Source organism: Marivita sp. (assembly GCF_051251565.1).
Classification (GTDB): Bacteria; Pseudomonadota; Alphaproteobacteria; order Rhodobacterales; family Rhodobacteraceae; genus Marivita.
This window is the reverse complement of record NZ_JBPOFB010000008.1, coordinates 14225-32310: the sequence shown is the minus strand read 5'-3', so window position 1 is coordinate 32310 and position 18086 is coordinate 14225. Positions and strand designations below refer to the sequence as shown.

General features: G+C 61.4%; 18 protein-coding genes. 7 read left to right on the top strand and 11 right to left on the bottom strand.

The features are described from left to right. Positions 1-2 precede the first annotated feature (2 nt). Positions 3-1586 (top strand): glucose-6-phosphate isomerase, encoded by a 1584-nt coding sequence (gene pgi / locus ACSHXH_RS12090; RefSeq protein ID WP_435672056.1) that lies wholly within the window; start codon positions 3-5, stop codon positions 1584-1586. 28 nt (positions 1587-1614) lie between these two features. On the opposite strand, the gene ACSHXH_RS12085 is transcribed toward pgi, so the two are convergent. Beyond that, on the bottom strand, positions 1615-2109 hold the full coding sequence (locus tag ACSHXH_RS12085) for an acyl-CoA thioesterase (RefSeq protein ID WP_435672055.1): 495 nt from the start codon (positions 2107-2109) through the stop codon (positions 1615-1617). 12 nt (positions 2110-2121) lie between these two features. Next, positions 2122-2571 (bottom strand): cupin domain-containing protein, encoded by a 450-nt coding sequence (locus tag ACSHXH_RS12080; protein ID WP_435672054.1) that lies wholly within the window; start codon positions 2569-2571, stop codon positions 2122-2124. An 88-nt stretch (positions 2572-2659) separates the two neighbouring features. On the opposite strand from ACSHXH_RS12080, the gene ACSHXH_RS12075 reads away from it, so the two are divergent. The 5 genes from ACSHXH_RS12075 (at position 2660) to ACSHXH_RS12055 (ending at position 7221) form a co-directional block, all read left to right on the top strand. Further along, positions 2660-3283, top strand: a complete 624-nt coding sequence (locus tag ACSHXH_RS12075; protein WP_435672053.1) for a holin-associated N-acetylmuramidase — start codon at positions 2660-2662, stop codon at positions 3281-3283. After that, entirely contained in the window at positions 3274-3798 is a 525-nt protein-coding gene (locus ACSHXH_RS12070; protein ID WP_435672052.1) for a holin family protein, read from the top strand. Before ACSHXH_RS12075 ends, ACSHXH_RS12070 begins: the two co-directional genes overlap by 10 nt. Positions 3799-3894: 96 nt before the next feature. After that, complete coding sequence (locus ACSHXH_RS12065; protein WP_435672051.1) at positions 3895-5862, top strand: heme lyase CcmF/NrfE family subunit; 1968 nt, start codon at positions 3895-3897, stop codon at positions 5860-5862. Continuing rightward, positions 5859-6359, top strand: a complete 501-nt coding sequence (locus ACSHXH_RS12060; RefSeq protein ID WP_435672050.1) for a cytochrome c-type biogenesis protein — start codon at positions 5859-5861, stop codon at positions 6357-6359. Before ACSHXH_RS12065 ends, ACSHXH_RS12060 begins: the two co-directional genes overlap by 4 nt. Before the next feature lie 85 nt (positions 6360-6444). Then, a complete protein-coding gene (locus ACSHXH_RS12055; protein ID WP_435672049.1) occupies positions 6445-7221 on the top strand; it encodes an enoyl-CoA hydratase-related protein in 777 nt (258 codons plus the stop codon). A gap of 217 nt (positions 7222-7438) precedes the next feature. On the opposite strand, the gene gltA is transcribed toward ACSHXH_RS12055, so the two are convergent. Next, on the bottom strand, positions 7439-8734 hold the full coding sequence (gene gltA / locus ACSHXH_RS12050; protein WP_435672048.1) for a citrate synthase: 1296 nt from the start codon (positions 8732-8734) through the stop codon (positions 7439-7441). A gap of 82 nt (positions 8735-8816) precedes the next feature. Further along, the gene (gene gltX / locus ACSHXH_RS12045) at positions 8817-10229 is read right to left on the bottom strand and encodes a glutamate--tRNA ligase (RefSeq protein WP_435672047.1); all 1413 of its coding nucleotides are present in this window, start codon (positions 10227-10229) and stop codon (positions 8817-8819) included. Between the two features lie 78 nt (positions 10230-10307). Here gltX and ACSHXH_RS12040 point away from each other — a divergent pair, with 78 nt between their 5' ends. Continuing rightward, positions 10308-12338 carry a ComEC/Rec2 family competence protein gene (locus ACSHXH_RS12040; protein ID WP_435672046.1) on the top strand — a complete coding sequence of 677 codons (2031 nt, stop codon included), beginning with the start codon at positions 10308-10310 and terminating at the stop codon, positions 12336-12338. On the opposite strand, the gene lexA is transcribed toward ACSHXH_RS12040, so the two are convergent. The 7 genes from lexA to ACSHXH_RS12005 form a co-directional block, all read right to left on the bottom strand. Continuing rightward, the gene (lexA, locus tag ACSHXH_RS12035) at positions 12332-13030 is read right to left on the bottom strand and encodes a transcriptional repressor LexA (protein ID WP_435672045.1); all 699 of its coding nucleotides are present in this window, start codon (positions 13028-13030) and stop codon (positions 12332-12334) included. The genes ACSHXH_RS12040 and lexA overlap by 7 nt on opposite strands. Before the next feature lie 86 nt (positions 13031-13116). After that, entirely contained in the window at positions 13117-14286 is a 1170-nt protein-coding gene (locus ACSHXH_RS12030) for a molybdopterin molybdotransferase MoeA (RefSeq protein ID WP_435672044.1), read from the bottom strand. Next, positions 14283-14759, bottom strand: a complete 477-nt coding sequence (gene moaC / locus ACSHXH_RS12025; protein WP_435672043.1) for a cyclic pyranopterin monophosphate synthase MoaC — start codon at positions 14757-14759, stop codon at positions 14283-14285. The genes ACSHXH_RS12030 and moaC overlap by 4 nt, the downstream gene beginning before the upstream one ends. Continuing rightward, positions 14756-15559 carry an indole-3-glycerol phosphate synthase TrpC gene (gene trpC, locus ACSHXH_RS12020; protein WP_435672042.1) on the bottom strand — a complete coding sequence of 268 codons (804 nt, stop codon included), beginning with the start codon at positions 15557-15559 and terminating at the stop codon, positions 14756-14758. Before trpC ends, moaC begins: the two co-directional genes overlap by 4 nt. Further along, complete coding sequence (locus tag ACSHXH_RS12015) at positions 15556-16200, bottom strand: uracil-DNA glycosylase (protein ID WP_435672168.1); 645 nt, start codon at positions 16198-16200, stop codon at positions 15556-15558. The genes trpC and ACSHXH_RS12015 overlap by 4 nt, the downstream gene beginning before the upstream one ends. A gap of 127 nt (positions 16201-16327) precedes the next feature. Further along, positions 16328-17344, bottom strand: a complete 1017-nt coding sequence (gene trpD, locus ACSHXH_RS12010; protein ID WP_435672041.1) for an anthranilate phosphoribosyltransferase — start codon at positions 17342-17344, stop codon at positions 16328-16330. Continuing rightward, a complete protein-coding gene (locus tag ACSHXH_RS12005; RefSeq protein WP_435672167.1) occupies positions 17341-17922 on the bottom strand; it encodes an anthranilate synthase component II in 582 nt (193 codons plus the stop codon). The genes trpD and ACSHXH_RS12005 overlap by 4 nt, the downstream gene beginning before the upstream one ends. Positions 17923-18086 lie beyond the last annotated feature (164 nt).

The window sequence follows — 18086 nt, the reverse complement described above, 5'->3', positions numbered from 1 at the left end:
AGATGTGGAACGCGCTGAAAGCAACCGCCGAGGTGGGCAAACATACATCCATCCTCGATTTGTTTGCCCAAGATCCGGGCCGGGCCGAGGCGTTCAGCCTGCATGCCCTCGACCTGCTGTTTGACTACTCCAAGACGCAAATTGATGACACCGCCCGCAATGTGCTGATCGACCTTGCCAAAGCGGCAGGGGTCGAAGCACGCCGCGAGGCGATGTTCACGGGCGAAAAGATCAATGAAACCGAAGGCCGGGCGGTTCTGCACACGGCGCTGCGCAACCTTGATGGGGACGCGGTGCTGGTCGACGGGCAAGACGTGATGCCCGGTGTGCTGGACACGCTGGTCCGAATGGGCGCTCTGGCCGATGAGGTGCGTGGCTCTGGTTTTACGGATGTGGTGAATATCGGCATCGGCGGGTCCGACCTTGGGCCCGCGATGGCGTATCGGGCATTGGCGCCCTATTGTGACGGCCCGCGGTGCCATTTCGTGTCAAACGTCGATGCGGCGGATATCGCCGACACGCTGCGCGGTTGCGACCCGGAAAAGACGCTGTTCATCGTGGCGTCCAAGACCTTTACCACGATCGAAACGATGACCAACGCCCGTACCGCGCGCGCTTGGTTGCAGGACAATGGCGTGTCCACTGATGGCCGCTTTTTCGCGCTGTCCTCAAATGCCGAGGCCGCCGGTGACTGGGGCATCCCGTCGACGCGTGTTCTGGGCTTCGAGGATTGGGTTGGCGGGCGCTATTCCTTGTGGGGCCCGATTGGCCTGTCGCTGATGATTGCGATTGGCCCCGATGGCTTCAAGGCGTTCCTGCGCGGCGGCCAGTCGATGGACCGGCATTTCCGCGCTGCTGCTTTGCATGAAAACATGCCGGTGCTGCTGGCGTTGGTCGGGCTGTGGCACAACCAGGGCTTGGGCCAAACAACACGCGCGGTTCTGCCCTACGACAACCGACTGTCTCGCCTCCCGGCTTACCTTCAACAGCTCGAAATGGAATCAAACGGCAAATCCGTGGCGATGGATGGCACGGCGGTGCCGGTGCACACGGGCCCCGTGGTCTGGGGCGAACCGGGCACCAACGGCCAGCACGCGTTCTACCAGTTGATCCACCAAGGCACGCGTGTGGTGCCCTGCGAATTCATGGTCGCTGCCGAGGGCCACGAGGCTGACCTGCGCCACCACCATGATCTGCTGATCGCCAATTGCCTTGCCCAATCCGAAGCGCTGATGCGTGGACGGTCCTTGGACGAGGCGCGCGCGATCATGGCGGCCAAGGGTCTGACGGGTGATGAACTCGATCGACAGGCGCGTCACCGGGTCTTTCCGGGCAACCGGCCCTCGACCACGTTGATGATGCCAAAACTCACGCCCGAAGTTCTGGGCCAGATCATTGCGCTTTATGAGCACAGGGTGTTTGTCGAAGGCGTGATCTTGGGGATCAATTCTTTTGACCAATGGGGCGTGGAGCTTGGCAAAGAACTGGCCACATCCCTTGGTCCGCTGGTCAGTGGCGATGTGCCAGCTGGGGATAAAGACGCCAGCACGCAAGCGCTTCTGGGGTATGTGAAACGGTATTCTTAGACGTTGAAGGGGTTTCGACCGCGCGTGGTCAAGGCGCGTCGACGCGCCTTTCCACGCCATCAAATTCATGAAAATAATCAAGGATACGCGCGGGGATCGGCATGCGCCCGTTGCCATCCGGCTGGAGCAAAACAATCACGCAGGTGAATGCTGCACGCTTTCGGCCACCGGCCCAAATCTCTTGCTGCATGGTAAAGCTGCTGGTCCGGTACGCGACCGCCTTTGACAGGATCACATAATCCTCGTCTGCGCGCATTTCCGCAAGCCAGTCAATTTCGCCCCGCCGGATCACGATCCGCGGCTCGACCGCGTCATCCGCATAGGTCGAAATGCCGACATGCTTGAAATACGTCACCCGCGCACTCTCGAACCAGATCAGATAGGCTACGTTGTTCACATGGTTCAGCGGATCAAGCTCTGCAAAACGGACGCGGTCCGCAATGGCCAGCGGCCAGGGGTCCAGTACGCCAAAGGCGCGTTGCTGGTCGGGCGATAGCGGTGTGAGATACGGCAGATGTGTCATGCGGAAGCTGTGTCAATCGGCACGGGGAATGTCAAATCCCGGTGCGGCCAGCGCAAACCCTTCAAACCGAAACGCCGGGCTGACCGTGCAGCCCACAAGCGTCCAGCCGCCGGTGCTGTGCGCGGCTTGCCAATGGTCTTTAGGCACGATGATCTGCGGGGACTGACCGGCAAACAGGTCCGGCCCAAGCACATGGTCGGTAGCCGGTCCAGCATCGGTGGCCGATAGCGACAGGATCAGCGGCGTTCCGGCATAGTGATGCCAAATTTCGGTGGCATCGACGCGGTGCCAATGGCTGTTTTCACCTTCGGACAGCAGGAAATAGATGCAGGTGCCTGACGGGCGGCCCGCCTCATCGCCAATCCAGGTTTGCCGGTAATGCCCGCCTTCGGGGTGCGGGGACAAATCAAGACGCCGAATGATGTCCTCCGCTGTGTATCCCGCCAGATCATGTGGTTGCATCGTCATCTCCCGCATCGCGCGCCGTCTTGTCACTTCGTTAACCACAGATTTGCAGTCTTTGCACCGGGGAGCAATCAGTGGAGGTGAGATGGAGCGGCTTGTTCAGGACGTGCGCGCAATTGCGCAAGAGATCGTGGCGCGTGAAGGCGGGTATGTGGATGATCCTGACGATCCGGGCGGGGCAACCAACCATGGCGTGACGATCCACACGATGCGTCGCTTGGGGTTGGACTTGACTGGCGATGGTCAGATCACCAGCGCCGATGTGCGGCGGCTGAGCCGGGATCAGGCCATCGCCATATTCATCGAGCATTACTTCGAACGGCCCCGCATCGCGGATTTGCCGACACCGCTGCACGCGACTGTCTTTGATATGTATGTCAATGCCGGGACCAATGCGGTGAAAATCCTGCAACGCCTTTTGGGCAAGATGGGTTTTGCGGTGGCGGTTGATGGCGCCATAGGCCCCAAGACCATCGCCGCCACAGCCCGTGCGCTGGCCCTCGCGCCGGACCACTTTGTTGATGCCTACGGAATCGAGCGGCGTAACTACTACTTTGATCTGGCCGACCGCCGCCCCCCCAGCCGCAAATACGCGCGGACCCGCAAAGGCGGCAAAGGCGGTTGGATCACCCGCGCCGAGGCGTTCATCGCCGCGCGGTATCATCTGTCTTCAGCAGCGTTTCAGCAAAGGGTGTCGGCATGGGATTGATCGAACAGGTGTTCTCATTGGTCTTTGGATCGGGGCGCAACGTGCTGCGCGAAACGGCCGAGGTGTTCCGCCCCAATGCCGAAGCGCAGGCACAGCGCGATCACGGCATGCAAGACGCCGCCCTGCGCCAGTTCGCGCAGGAATTTCACACCCCGCAGCGCGGATGGTTTGACCGGCTGATGGATGCGCTCAACCGGGTGCCGCGCCCGGCAATGGCACTTGGCACCCTGGGCCTGTTCATCGCGGCGATGGTCGATCCGGTCTGGTTCGGGGCCCGCATGCAGGGGCTTGCGCTGGTGCCCGAACCGCTTTGGTGGTTGCTGGGTGCCATTGTCAGCTTTTACTTCGGCGCGCGACATCAGGCAAAGGGGCAGGAGTTCCAACGCGATCTGGTGGCGCGAATGACCGACGCTCCGCCACGGGACGTGGCGCGACAGGGGGCCGTTACACCGGCGCAGGCCCCACAGCCCGATGGCAATGCCGCTTTGGAAGATTGGGTCAAACAGCGCCGGTAAGAGCGGTCATCGCCGCAAACCGCTTGCGACAATGTGAACCGCGTGAATGGTCGAAACGGATTGGCCGATTGGCACTCTGCGCCTATAGTTACGACCATGATTACAGAACTCGGTCACTTCGCCCTTATCCTCGCGTTCCTTGTCGCGATTGTGCAATCTGTCGTTCCGCTCGTCGGTGCGCATAAACGTTGGCCCGGCTGGATGGCCGTCGCCGAACCGGCCGCTACAGTGCAATTCCTGCTGACGGCTTTTTCCTTTGCGGCGCTCACATATGCGTTCGTGACGTCTGATTTCTCGCTCCGGCTTGTTTGGCTCAACAGCCACTCGGCCAAGCCAATGATCTACAAGATCAGCGGTGTCTGGGGCAATCACGAAGGGTCAATGCTGCTCTGGGTGCTGATCCTGGCGCTCTTTGGCGCAATGGCCGCGTGGTTCGGCAAAGGCTTGCCGCCCACCTTGCGCGCCCGCGTGCTGGCGGTGCAATCATCTGTTGCCGTTGCCTTCTTCGCCTTTATCCTTTTCACCTCCAACCCATTCCTGCGCCTTGCAGTGCCGCCCTTTGACGGGCAGGATCTCAATCCGCTCTTGCAGGATCCGGGTTTGGCCTTCCATCCGCCATTCCTCTACCTCGGTTACGTGGGCCTCAGCATCTGCTTCAGCTTTGCGGTTGCCGCCCTGATCGAGGGCCGCGTTGACGCGGCGTGGGGCCGGTGGGTGCGTCCTTGGACGCTGGCCGCATGGGTCTTTCTGACCATCGGCATCGCGCTGGGATCGTGGTGGGCCTATTACGAGCTTGGCTGGGGCGGTTTCTGGTTCTGGGACCCGGTTGAAAACGCGTCCTTCATGCCATGGCTTCTGGCGGCGGCGCTGTTGCACTCCGCCATCGTGGTGGAAAAGCGCGAGGCGCTGAAAAGCTGGACCATTCTGCTGGCCATCCTGGCCTTCGGGTTCTCGCTGATCGGTACATTCATCGTACGCTCTGGACTGCTGACATCGGTGCATGCCTTCGCCAATGACCCGGAACGCGGCGTGTTCATTCTGATGATCATGGTGTTCTTCACGGGCGGTGCGCTCACCCTGTTTGCGGCCCGTGCCAGCACGATGGAGGCCAAGGGCATCTTTGGTGTCGCCAGCCGGGAAAGCGCGCTTGTCGCCAACAACGTGATCCTCGCGGTAAGCTGCTTTGTCGTGTTCGTCGGCACCCTGTGGCCCGTCGTGGCCGAGATGTTCTTTGACACCAAGCTCAGTGTTGGTCCGCCTTTCTTCAACATGGCCTTCACACCGTTCATGGTGGTACTCGGCCTGCTTTTGCCACTGGGGTCAATGCTCAGTTGGAAACGGGCCAAGGTCGGGCGTGGGATCAAACAGCTTGTCCCTGCGTTTATCCTGAGCGTCCTGCTGCTGGGTCTCTTCTGGACCATGCAGACGGGCACCAGCCTCTTGGGTCCTGTCGGCGTGTTCCTTGCGTCTTGGGTGATCTCGGGTGCGATTGTGGACCTGCTGAACCGCACCGGCCAATCGCGTGACCTGTCGCGTCTGTTCCGTCTGCCGCGTGCAGATTGGGGCAAGGCCACCGCACATATCGGTTTTGGCATCACCATGGTTGGTGTTGCGGGGCTGATGGCCTGGCAGGAAGAAGACATCCGTGTCGCTCAGATCGGCGAACGGTTCGAGGTCGGCGCGTTCGAGCTTGAGCTGACAGCGGTGAATGACGTGCGCGGTCCGAACTATTTCTCGACCATGGGGGACGTGATTGTCCGTCAGGACGGGGAACAGATCGCATTCCTGAATCCTGAGAAACGCAACTACCCTGTGGCGCAGATGCCAACCACGGAAGCCGCGATTGACTACCGCTTCTTGCGCGACATCTACGTGGTGATCGGCGACGAACAGGACAACGGCGGATGGGTTCTTCGGACCTATATCAAACCGCTGGCGAACTGGATCTGGGGCGGGTCAATCCTGATGGCGTTGGGCGGCTTGCTGTCCTTGTCGGACCGGCGGTACCGCGTCGCGGCTGGCACACGACAGCAAACCACGCCGCAGGGGGTGCCCGCAGAATGAACAGGTTCCGCACATGGTGGGCAAACGGCCCATCCTACGCCCTGATCCTCTGCCTTGCACTGGCGATGCCTCTGGCAACGCCAGTGCATGCGGTTCTTCCGGACGAAGTGCTGGACGATCCGGTTCTCGAAGACCGGGCGCGCGCCCTGTCACGGGGCCTGCGCTGTGTGATCTGCCAAAACGAAAGCATCGACGAATCCCATGCCGATCTGGCGCGGGAATTGCGGCTGGTGGTGCGCGAACGTCTGGTTCTCGGTGACAGCGACGAAGAGGTCCTGGACTACCTTGTCGACCGTTACGGCGAATTTGTCCTGCTCAAGCCCCGCACCGATGGCTGGAACATGGTTTTGTGGCTGTCTGCCCCGGCCCTGTTCCTGATCGCGCTGGGGGTGGGCGGCGTCTACATACGCGGCCGATCAATGGCGGTTGCGCCATCCGAGGCGGTGTTGTCCGACGCGGAACAGGCACGGCTCAAGGAAATCCTGAAAGACACCTGATTCAATTCATGACGCCGCGTTGGCCTTTGCCAAATCAAACACTTCGGTGTTTGATGCGGCCATTGGTTACACAAAGGCGCGGCGCATGAACTACGACACCATCACCTTCGACATCACCGACGACATCGCAACGGTCACATTGAACCGGCCCGATGTGATGAACGCGCTCAACAGCCAGATGCGGGCCGAGATTACAGACGCAGTGCTTGAGGGCGGCAAATCTGCGCGGGTGGTTGTGCTGACGGGGGCGGGCAAATCCTTCTGCTCGGGTCAGGACCTGGGCGACCGTGCCAATGCGGCGAACCTTGATCTCGAACGTACGCTGCGCGATGAATACGTCCCGATGCTGCGCGCGATCTATGACTGCCCGGTGCCCACCATCAGCGCAGTCAACGGCGCAGCAGCCGGGGCAGGGGCGAACCTTGCCCTTGCCGCCGATGTTGTCATCGCAACCGAGTCTGCCTTCTTCCTGCAAGCCTTCACGCGCATCGGCCTGATCCCGGATGCGGGCGGCACCTATTACCTGCCACGCCAGATGGGGCTGGCCAAGGCAATGGGTGCGGCGCTTTTTGCCGACAAGATCACCGCGCGGCAGGCCGATGACTGGGGCATGATCTGGGAGGCCGTGACCGATGCGTCCTTTGCCGAGCACTGGAGATCCCGTGCGGCCCATCTCGCCAAGGGACCGACCGCCGCCTATGCCCGCGTCAAGCAGTCCATCCGCGCATCGTTTGACAATGATCTGGAGGCGCAGCTTGCGCTTGAGGCGCGGCTTCAGGGGCAATGCGGCCAGACCCGCGATTTCAAGGAAGGTGTCGTGGCCTTCCTCGAAAAACGCCCCGCGCAATACGAAGGACGCTAAACCGCCCGCGGCGTCGCTATCGACGCCGCATCCCGTGGGGTCGCTGTCGATTGCACATAGCGCAGCGCGTCATTGAAATGGGACATCACCAAGGTGTCGCTGTAGACGGTGTACAGATCGACAAGATCGGTGGTCCGCGCGTCTCTCAGAACAAGTCGTTAGCTGTGCACGCGCATCTTGCGAAAAAGGCCGCCCCGAAGGCGGCCTTTCCTGTGTCTTAGCGATTTTCGATATCGACGTAGTCGCGCTCGGTCGGGCCCTGATAGAGCTGACGCGGACGACCGATTTTCATCTGTGGGTCAGCAAGCTGCTCTTTCCACTGGGAAATCCATCCAACTGTCCGGCTAAGTGCAAAGACCGGCGTAAACATCGACGTCGGGAAACCCATCGCCTCAAGAATGATGCCCGAATAGAAATCGACATTCGGGAACAGCTTTTTCTCGGCGAAATACGGATCGGCAAGTGCGGCTTCTTCGAGGGCCTTGGCGGTCGCAAGGATAGGGTTGTTTTCCACACCCATAAGATCAAGCACTTCATCGGCCGATTGCTTCATCACCGTCGCGCGGGGATCGAAGTTTTTGTAGACCCTGTGGCCAAAGCCCATCAGGCGGAACGGATCGTTCTTGTCCTTGGCGCGGGCGATGAATTCCGGGATACGGTCCGGCGTGCCGATTTCCTTGAGCATCTCAAGACAGGCCTGGTTTGCTCCGCCATGCGCCGGGCCCCAAAGGCACGCAATGCCAGCGGCAATACAGGCGAATGGGTTTGCCCCAGACGACGATGCCAGTCGCACGGTCGAGGTCGACGCGTTCTGTTCGTGATCGGCATGCAGGGTAAAGATACGGTCCATTGCGCGGGCGAGGATCGGATCGACCTGGTATTCTTCGGCGGGAACAGCAAAACACATATGCAGAAAGTTCGCCGCGTAATCGAGATCATTGCGCGGATAGACGAACGGCTGTCCGATCGAATACTTATACGCCATCGCCGCAATGGTTGGCATCTTGGCAATCAGCCGGTGCGACGCGATTTCGCGCTGGCGTTCGTCGGAAATGTCGGTGCTGTCATGATAAAACGCAGACATTGCACCAACCACACCCACCATGGTGGCCATCGGGTGCGCATCCCGGCGGAAGCCCCGGAAGAAGTTGTGCATCTGCTCGTGGATCATCGTGTGGCGGGTGATCGTCGCCTCGAAATTTTCAAGCTCTGCCGCAGAGGGAAGTTCGCCGTAAAGCAGCAGGTAGCACACTTCGAGGTAATGCGATTTCGACGCGAGCTGGTCGATCGGATATCCGCGATGCAGCAATTCACCCTTGTCGCCATCGATAAAAGTGATGGTGCTGTCGCAGGCGGCTGTTGACGTAAAGCCGGGGTCGTAAGTGAACACGCCAGCCTGACCATACAGTTTGCGGATATCGATCACATCCGGCCCAACCGAGGGCGAGTAGATCGGCAGGTCATAGGTGGCGTCACCAATCGTCAGAGTCGCGTTCTTAGAGGTGTCAGACATACGTGGTCCCTTCGTCTCAATGCTCTGAACAAAAGGCCCAGAGCCAGCAATCCCAAGCCTCGGGAAACCACACCAAGCGGTGTCAGTTGCCCCCCGAGGCAGCTGTTTCTGTCAGGCGCGCAACGGTTTCGTCGCGCCCCAGAACCAGCATCATATCGAACACACTCGGCGTCACGGCCCGGCCTGCAAGCGCAGCCCGCATCGGGCCTGCCAGTTTGCCGAATTTCGTCCCGTGCTCTGTCGCAAATCGGGATGTGACGGCTTCAAGCTCGTCGCGCGTCCAGCTAGCATTTTGCAGATGCGGCGTCAACGATCCCAGTATACCACGGGATACCGTATCCAGATGCTTTGCCGCTTTCTCGTCCGGATGGATGGGGCGGCTTGCCAGAACAAAATGAGCCTTTTCAATCAGTTCCGGAAAGGTGTGCGCCCGTTCCTTGAGGCAATACATCGCACGACCCAGGCCATCCTTCTGCGGCTCTGTCAGGGCAGATTCCCCCGCGGCCAAAAGATACGCCTGCAATTCATGCAGCAGCGCAGCATCGTCGCCGATGGCAATATGTTGGCCACTCAGATTCTCCAGCTTCTTGAAGTCAAACCGCGCGGGCGATTTGCCGATTCCGTTCAGGTCAAACCACTCTTTTGCCTGATCATCGGTAAAGAATTCGTCATCGCCATGGCTCCAACCCAACCGGGCAAGGTAATTGCGCATCCCTGCCGCCGGATATCCCAGTGCCTGATATTCCTCGACCCCAAGCGCGCCATGCCGCTTGGACAGCTTTTTGCCGTCAGGTCCGTGTATCAGCGGAATATGCGCCCAAACCGGCACGTCCCACCCCATGGCTGTATAAATCCCCATCTGGCGTGCGGCATTGTTCAGGTGGTCATCCCCCCGGATCACATGGGTCACGCCCATGTCATGGTCATCGACAACAACTGCCAGCATGTAAACGGGTGTGCCGTCCGAGCGTAACAGAACCATGTCATCCAACTGGTCGTTGCGGATGGTCACATCCCCCTGCACCTCGTCTTTGATCACCGTGGTCCCGTCCTGCGGCGTGCGCAAGCGTACCACATATGGCGCATCGGGGTGGGCGCTTGGGTCTGCATCGCGCCACGGGCTTTGGAACAACGTGGATGTCCCTGCGGCACGCGCGGCTTCGCGGAAGGCCTCGATCTCGTCTTGCGTCGAAAAACACTTGTACGCCGCACCCTTGGCCAACAGATCATGCGCCACTTCGGCATGGCGATCAGCGCCTGCCGCCTGGCTTACCACGTCGCCGTCATGATCCAGCCCCAGCCATTCCATTCCCCTGAGAATCGCAGCCGTTGCCTCGGGGGTGGATCGCGCGCGGTCGGTGTCTTCGATCCGCAGCAGGAACTTGCCGCCGCGCCCCCGCGCATAAAGCCAGTTGAACAACGCCGTGCGCGCCCCGCCGATATGCAGGTAACCGGTGGGAGACGGGGCGAAACGGGTGACGATCTGGCCGGACATTGGGCGCGTTTACCTTTCGATAACTGTCTAGGGGATATCTTAGGGTTCTCTTAACCAGCACCATCCACGGGGGCAAGCATGGCGCGGGTCTGGTCTGTCCTCCCCGACCTGCTTCTGGCACAGCGCGGCGGGTTGTTTCCCTTTGTGCCGATCTTCCTCGGGGTCGGGATTGGCCTCTATTTCGCCCTGCGCATGGAACCGCCGGTTTGGGCGCTGGTCACCTGCGCGACCCTTGGGGCGCTGACCTTGATCTGGCATCTGCGCAGCCGGTCTTTGTGGGCCCCGCTGATCTGTGCCTTTGCGATGGTGGCATGCGGCATCGCCTTGGCTGGCACCCGCGCGCATCTGGTGGCAGGGCCAGTGCTGGATTGGCGCTACTATGGCCCGGTGACGGGCAGGGTGGTGGCCATCGACCGATCCGCCTCGGACGCGCTGCGCGTTACGCTGGACCGCGTTTGGCTGGCCAATGTCCCATTGTCCGAGACGCCAACCCGCGTGCGCCTGTCACTGCACGCCGCCAATCCGGGTCTTGCGCCAGAGCCGGGCATGACCCTCATGACCACCGCGCATCTTGGCCCGCCGGGCGGTGCGGTCGAACCCGGAGGGTTTGATTTCCGCCGCCACGCGTGGTTCCTGCGACTGGGCGCCGTGGGCTATACCCGCGTGCCCCTGGTCCTGTGGGAAGAGGCGGGGCAGGATCGGTTCATCTTTCAGACCCGCATGCTGATCTCGACCCGCGTGCAAGAGGCGCTGCCGGGCGACACGGGTGCCTTTGCCACGGCCATCATCACCGGCGACCGAAGCGCGATCCCGCAACCCGTGCTGCAAGCCCTGCGCGACACCAATCTGGCGCATCTGCTCGCCATTTCGGGGCTGCATATGGGGCTGGTCAGCGCCTTTGTCTTCGCCAGCCTGCGCCTTGGCTTGCTGCTCACCCCCATCGGTCTGCGCTGGCCGATCAAAAAGATCGCCGCAGCAGGCGCGCTGGTGGTCGCGGCCATCTACCTCGCGCTCTCGGGGGGCAATGTCGCCACGGAACGCGCCTTTGTGATGGTCGCCGTGATGCTGCTGGCCGTGATGGTGGACCGCCGCGCAATCTCGCTGCGCGCTGTGGCGCTTGCGGCGTTGATCGTGCTTGTCCTGCGGCCTGAGGCGTTGATGGGGCCGGGGTTTCAGATGTCGTTCTCGGCCACAACCGCGCTGGTCGCAGTCTTTGGTGCGCTCCGGGACAGCACACATGACCTACCACGCCACCGCCTATTGCGCGGGGCGGCGTCAGTGCTCATGTCTTCGGCTGTGGCGGGGGCCGCAACCGCGCCGTTTGCCATGGCGCATTTCAACCAGATTGCGCAGCTTGGTCTGATCGCAAACCTGGTGACGGTGCCGCTTATGGGGATCATTGTCATCCCGGCGGCGGTTCTGGGCATCCTTCTGATGCCCTTGGGGTTCGAAGTAATTGGCCTGACGCTGATGGGCTACGGTCTTGACTGGATATTATGGGTCGCCGAGGCCATGGCCGATTTGCCGGGGGCAGTGCGCCCGGTGATGACGCCGGACCCATCGGTGCTGCCGCTCATCACTCTGGGGTGCCTGTTCGTCATTCTTTGGCAGGGACGTTCGCGGTGGCTTGGTCTGGCACCTGTCGCGCTTGCGGCCCTGCTCTGGGCCCAGGCCGAGCGCCCGCCGATCCTCGTTGCCGAAGGGGGGGCATTGGTGGGTGTCATGACCGATCAGGGGCGCGCGCTGTCCCGCGACAAGGGATCAGGCTTTATCGCCGAGGTCTGGCTCGAAAATGACGGGCAGGGGTTAGATCAACCCGCTGCCGCCACCCTGTGGGATCGCGCCGACACTCCCGTGCGCCACATTCATGGCAAACGCGCTGCCGCGTCTTACGAAGGCTGCACCAATGGCGCGCTTGTTATCTCCAGTGCAGATCTTCCCTCCAAACCGCAGACTGATGGCTGCGTTGTTCTGGATGCCAGCGCACTGGCCGGTCTGGGCAGTCTTGCCGTGACGCGGGATGATGCGGGCAACTGGCAGATCGAAAAAGCGCGCGACATATCTGGCGCGCGCCTTTGGAACGACAGGTCGGTGCGCGACGATCAGTAAGTGCGGATCAAGCCTACCAACCGGCCCTGCACCTTGACCGCGCCAACCGGCAGGATGCGTGGCTCATAGGCGGGGTTTGCCGCCTCAAGAATAATGCTTTCGCCCTTGCGCTTGTAGCGCTTGAGCGTCGCTTCATACCCTTCGACCTGCGCCACGACGATATCGCCATTATCGGCGGTCGCGGTTTCGCGGATCACCACAACATCGCCATCGTTGATCCCGGCTTCGATCATAGAATCGCCTTTGACCTCAAGCGCGTAATGCTTGCCGCTGCCCGACAGCATTGACCCAGGGATTGCCACAGTCGGCGGCACATCGTTGATCGATTCAATCGGCACACCGGCCGCGATCCGCCCCATCAGCGGCAGGTCCAGCGCATCCACACGGTCCACATGGATCGCATTGGCGGGCGGCGGCATGTCCGGCAGATCTCCATCAATCACTTTCGGCGTAAAGCCTGGCTGTTTCGCGGCCAGCGTATCGGGAAGCTTCACGATCTCGATCGCGCGGGCCCTGTGGGCAAGGCGGCGAATGAACCCGCGTTCTTCCAATGCGGTGATCAACCGGTGAATCCCCGATTTGGACCGCAAATCCAGCGCCTCTTTCATTTCATCAAAGCTTGGCGGCACACCGTCGCGTGTCACGCGTTTGTTGATGAAATCTAACAGGTCGAGTTGTTTCTTGGTCAGCATTTCCTGCCTCCGCTCGCATGATCATCACTGTTTGTTCTACTGTTGTTCTTGTTTTGTGTCAAGAAAACGTAAACAGACGTAAGATTTTATCGCAGCGGCAGATACTCAACACTGTCGCCCGCAGCGCGTGGGCCGTCATTTGGGGCTCGCACGATCAGGGCGTCGGCCTGCCCAAGAATGCTCAGAAGCGAGCTGTCCTGCGATCCAAACGCGGTCAGGCCACCCGCGTTGAGCCGTGCCCGCATGTAATGCTCGCGCGGCCCGTTCGCCGGGAGACCCTGCGCCAAAACACCGGTTTTGCGCGGCGCAGGGGCCGCACCCAGCCCCAGCATCGCCCGCACCACCGGGGCCACGAAGACATGGCCGCAGACCATCGCGGACACCGGATTTCCGGGCAAGCCAATCATCATAGCGTTCCGAAAACGACCTGCCATCAGCGGCTTACCGGGGCGCATAGCGACTTTGTAAAAGCTTTGATCAAACCCCAGTTGCGGTGCAAGGTTTGCCACCACATCGTGGTCGCCCACCGACGCGCCGCCAATCGTGATGATCAGATCCGCACCTTGGGCCAAGTCAAACGCCGTCCTGAGAGACGGCTCATTGTCGCGCGCAATCGGCAACATCCGTGGCTCTGCTCCCAGATCGCGCAGCAGCGCATGCAGGCCAAAGGTGTTCGACGCGATGATCTGATCGGGTCCGGGCGTATCCCCCGGCATCACCAACTCATCCCCGGTCGAGATCAGCGCCACGATTGGTCGCCGCGTCACAGGAACCTCGGCAATGTTCATCGCTGCCATCAGCGCAATGTCATTTGCTCCGATCACACGGCCTGCGTTGACAGTGTCACCACTGCGAAAATCCCCGCCGGCCGGCCGGATATACGTGTTGTCATCAAGGCTGTCGCCAAGCGTGATCCACTCACCGTCGCGGGTGACATCCTCTTGAATAACAACGGCTTTCGTACCTTTTGGCACTGGCGCGCCGGTAAAAATACGCACCGCTTCGCCATTTTTTACCGTCTGGTCAAATCCATGACCCGCCGCTGCCTCGCCAATCACCCGAAGCCGCAAACCGGGGGCGGCGTGCGTGACCGCATAGCCGTCCATAGCCGACCCGTCAAAAGGCGGCTGGTCCCGCGTCGCGGCCACGTCTTGCGCCAACATCCGCCCATGCGCCTGCAACAGCGGCACTGTCTCAACCGCAAGCGGTCGTGCCAGCGCGAACAGCTGCTCAAGCGCCTCTGCGACCGAAATCATAGCGCTTCGTACCGCCCTGATTTTCCACCGTCTTTCAGCATCACGCGGATGCCGGTGATCTCCATCGCCTTATCCACCGCCTTGGCCATGTCATACACGGTCAGCGCGGCCACCGACACAGCGGTTAACGCTTCCATCTCCACACCGGTCTGGCCGGTGGTCTTGACCGTCGCCTCGATCCGCAAGCCGGGCAAATCAGGGGCTGGTGTCAGCTCCACCGCCACCTTGGTGACGGGCAAAGGGTGACAAAGCGGGATCAGGTCGGGCGTCTTCTTGGCCCCCATGATCCCGGCAAGCCGCGCAACGCCGATCACATCGCCCTTTTTGGCACGACCTTCGGTAATGATATCAAACGTGTCCTGCGCCATCCTGATGTAGCCTTCGGCCACCGCAACACGCGATGTGACTGCCTTGTCCGACACATCCACCATGTGCGCATCGCCCTTGGCGTCGAAATGCGACAGCCCGCTCATGCCGCCACCGGATCCGTCAGCAACGCACGGGTGGCAGATGCCACGTCCGCTTGCCGCATCAGGCTTTCGCCAATCAGGAAACTGCGCGCGCCGTATGCCGCCATATCGGCCAGATCCGTGGGGGTAAACAAACCTGATTCCGAGATCAGCATCCGATCGCCCGGAACATGTTTTGACAGCTCGCGTGTTGTCTCAAGAGACGTCTCGAACGTCTTGAGATTGCGGTTGTTTACCCCGATCAGCGGTGATTTCAGCGCCAAGGCTCGGTCAAGCTCGTCGCGGTCATGAACTTCGATCAACGCCTCCATCCCCCAAAAGGTCGCGGCCTCTTCGAGCTCTGCGGCCTGTGCGTCGCTGACGCTCGCCATGATGATCAGGATGCAATCGGCCCCAAGGCTGCGCGCCTCGGCAACCTGATAGGTGTCGTACATGAAATCCTTGCGCAGCGCGGGCAGGGATGTGGCCGCACGGGCCGCCACCAGATAGGATTTGTCCCCCTGAAAACTGGGCGTGTCGGTCAGCACGGACAGGCACGACGCACCACCGGCCTCATACGCCTGCGCGAGGCTGGCCGGTTCAAAATCCGCCCGGATCAACCCCTTGGACGGTGACGCCTTTTTGACCTCGGCAATCAGGCCATAGCCAGTGACCTGCGCGGTGCGCAACGCGGCCCCAAAGGGGCGCACCGGGTCTGCGGTTTTGGCTGCGGCCTCCACCTCGGCCAAAGAAACCCGCGCCTTGTCGGCGGCGACTTCCTCAAGCTTGTAGGCTTTGATGGTGTCGAGAATGGTTGCAGTCATGGCGTGGTCCAATTGATCGGGGCATGTCCATGCTGTCTAAGCCAAGCGTTCACGGTGGAAAAGGGGCGCGACCCGAAAAACCCGCGCCGCGCCGATAGCGGCGACGGATGGGCGCTTTGCACCACCAAATGCCCAAACCCCTCAAGCAACGGCGCATGGGCGCGCGCATCATTGCCCCAAAGCACAAAGGCACGCGGTCTGTCCGACACCGCCCCAAGCACCTGCGGCACCAGTTTTTGCCAGCCAAGCCGGCGGTGCCCGCGCGCATCCCCGGCAGGCACCGTCAACACATCGTTCAAAAGCAGCACGCCCTGATCCGCCCAGAAATGCAAATCCCCATGCGGTGGGCAGGTGCCAAGATCGGCGCGCATCTCTTGGAAAATATTGCCCAAAGAGCGCGGCAAGGGTCTCACATCTGCATCCGCTGAAAAGGCAAGCCCGTGGGCATGTCCGGGGGTCGGATACGGATCCTGGCCCAAAATAACCACCTGCACAGCATTGGGCGCGCAGGCGTCAAGCGCTGCAAAGACCTGCGCCTCAGGTGGCAACACGGCGCGGGTCTCTGCTGCCAAAGCCGTGCAGATCCCGGGAAACACGTCCGTAAAGAACGGCAAATGCTCCCAAGCCGCAGGGGGTCTCAACATGGCGCACGCCCCCCGCTTCTCTGGTTCAAAAATATCCGGGGGTCTGGGGCAGCGCCCAAGGGTTTTCCGTTATCGGAAAATCTGCGATGCGTCGACGCGTCGCCCACTCCGCGAAACCCATGTCTCACGTCTGCTGGGTGATCCGCGCCAAGGCGGCAACCCGCGCGCGGGCCGCGCCGCTGTCGATGCTTTCTGCGGCCATTTCGGCCCCGGTTTTCAGATCGGATACCTTGTCTGCCACCACCAGCGCCGCCGCCGCGTTAAGCAGAACTGCATCGCGGTAGGCGGTTTTGGCTCCGTCCAGCAAGGCGCGGAAGGCCTGTGCGTTTTCGGCAGGTGAGCCGCCCATGATCTCGCGGAACGGATGGGCGGGCAGGCCCGCATCCTCGGGATGTACCTCGCGGCCGCGGATTTTGCCGTCCTCCAGAACGGCGACCTGCGTCGGCTCCGAGATCGAGATCTCGTCGGTCCCGTCGCCGCCATGCACCAGCCATGCTTTCTCGGACCCCAATTCCTTGAGCGTTTCCGCCATTGGGAAAATGAGGTCGATCGCAAAAGCGCCGGTCAGCTGCCGTTTGACACCTGCGGGGTTGGTCAGCGGGCCAAGGATGTTGAAGATCGTCTTCGATCCCAATTCCTGCCGCACCGGCATCACATGCTTCATTGCCGGGTGGTGCATCGGGGCCATCATGAACCCGATCCCAGCCTCAGTCAGAGCGCGTTCCACGATCTCGGGGCCGACCATCACGTTGATGCCCATCTCGGTCAGCGCATCCGCAGCACCTGATTTCGACGACAGGTTGCGGTTGCCATGCTTGGCCACCGGCACACCTGCGCCTGCCACGACAAAAGCTGTCGCGGTGGAAATGTTGAGCGTACCCATGCCGTCGCCGCCGGTGCCGACAATGTCCATCGCGCCCTCGGGCGCTTTGACCGGCGTGCATTTGGCGCGCATCACCGCCGCCGCCGCCGCGTATTCCGAAACCGCTTCGCCGCGCGCCCGCAACGCCATCAGAAAACCGCCGATCTGGGCGGGTGTAGCTTTGCCGTCGAACAGGATCTCAAACGCCTGTTCGGCCTGCGACCGGCTCAGCGGGCCTTCCGAGGCGGCATAGATCAGGGGCTTCATCGCGTCGCTCATGCGGGCACCTTCATATCGTTTACAAAATTCTGCAAAAGCGCGTGCCCATGTTCCGAGGCAATCGATTCCGGGTGGAATTGCACACCGTGCATGGGCAGTGTGCGGTGGCTCAGTCCCATCACTGTGCCGTCATCCAGCCACGCTGTCACTTCAAGGCAGTCTGGCACGCTGTCCTTGTCCACCACCAGCGAATGATAGCGCGTCGCCTCAAACGGCGAGGGCAGGCCCGCAAACACGCCTTTGTTCGCGTGGTGCATCACGCCCATCTTGCCGTGCACAATCTCGGAATGGCGCACAACCGTACCGCCAAAGGCCTGACCCAAGGTCTGATGACCAAGACACACCCCCATAAGCGGGGTCTTGGATTCGGCCGCCGCCGCTGTCAGGGCAAGGCAAATTCCAGCCTGATCCGGGTCGCACGGGCCGGGGGACAGCAAGATACCCGCCGGGCGCATGCCCATGGCGTCTTGTACGGTCAGGGCATCGTTGCGCACGACCTTTACGTCCGTGCCAAGCTCGCCCAGATAATGCACTAGATTGTAGGTAAAACTGTCGTAATTGTCGATGAGCAGCAACATAGGCGTTTCTTCTATCTCGGGGCTGGCGGGGCGGGGCGCAATCGCGGTATACATGCGCAGGCAGACCAAGGCGCGTCAAGGGCGCGGGTGGGTCAACCGGCACAACCGAGATGCCGGGGACACGTGAGACGGCAAGGCGAGGGCATTGAGCATGGCAAGAGGGT

Coding starts and splice junctions, on each gene's coding strand:
- pgi (WP_435672056.1), top strand. CDS start 3: ATGTGGAACGCGCTGAAAGCAACCGCCGAGGTGGGCAAACATACATCC.
- ACSHXH_RS12085 (WP_435672055.1), bottom strand. CDS start 2,109: ATGACACATCTGCCGTATCTCACACCGCTATCGCCCGACCAGCAACGC.
- ACSHXH_RS12080 (WP_435672054.1), bottom strand. CDS start 2,571: ATGCAACCACATGATCTGGCGGGATACACAGCGGAGGACATCATTCGG.
- ACSHXH_RS12075 (WP_435672053.1), top strand. CDS start 2,660: ATGGAGCGGCTTGTTCAGGACGTGCGCGCAATTGCGCAAGAGATCGTG.
- ACSHXH_RS12070 (WP_435672052.1), top strand. CDS start 3,274: ATGGGATTGATCGAACAGGTGTTCTCATTGGTCTTTGGATCGGGGCGC.
- ACSHXH_RS12065 (WP_435672051.1), top strand. CDS start 3,895: ATGATTACAGAACTCGGTCACTTCGCCCTTATCCTCGCGTTCCTTGTC.
- ACSHXH_RS12060 (WP_435672050.1), top strand. CDS start 5,859: ATGAACAGGTTCCGCACATGGTGGGCAAACGGCCCATCCTACGCCCTG.
- ACSHXH_RS12055 (WP_435672049.1), top strand. CDS start 6,445: ATGAACTACGACACCATCACCTTCGACATCACCGACGACATCGCAACG.
- gltA (WP_435672048.1), bottom strand. CDS start 8,734: ATGTCTGACACCTCTAAGAACGCGACTCTGACGATTGGTGACGCCACC.
- gltX (WP_435672047.1), bottom strand. CDS start 10,229: ATGTCCGGCCAGATCGTCACCCGTTTCGCCCCGTCTCCCACCGGTTAC.
- ACSHXH_RS12040 (WP_435672046.1), top strand. CDS start 10,308: ATGGCGCGGGTCTGGTCTGTCCTCCCCGACCTGCTTCTGGCACAGCGC.
- lexA (WP_435672045.1), bottom strand. CDS start 13,030: ATGCTGACCAAGAAACAACTCGACCTGTTAGATTTCATCAACAAACGC.
- ACSHXH_RS12030 (WP_435672044.1), bottom strand. CDS start 14,286: ATGATTTCGGTCGCAGAGGCGCTTGAGCAGCTGTTCGCGCTGGCACGA.
- moaC (WP_435672043.1), bottom strand. CDS start 14,759: ATGAGCGGGCTGTCGCATTTCGACGCCAAGGGCGATGCGCACATGGTG.
- trpC (WP_435672042.1), bottom strand. CDS start 15,559: ATGACTGCAACCATTCTCGACACCATCAAAGCCTACAAGCTTGAGGAA.
- trpD (WP_435672041.1), bottom strand. CDS start 17,344: ATGAGCGACGCGATGAAGCCCCTGATCTATGCCGCCTCGGAAGGCCCG.
- ACSHXH_RS12005 (WP_435672167.1), bottom strand. CDS start 17,922: ATGTTGCTGCTCATCGACAATTACGACAGTTTTACCTACAATCTAGTG.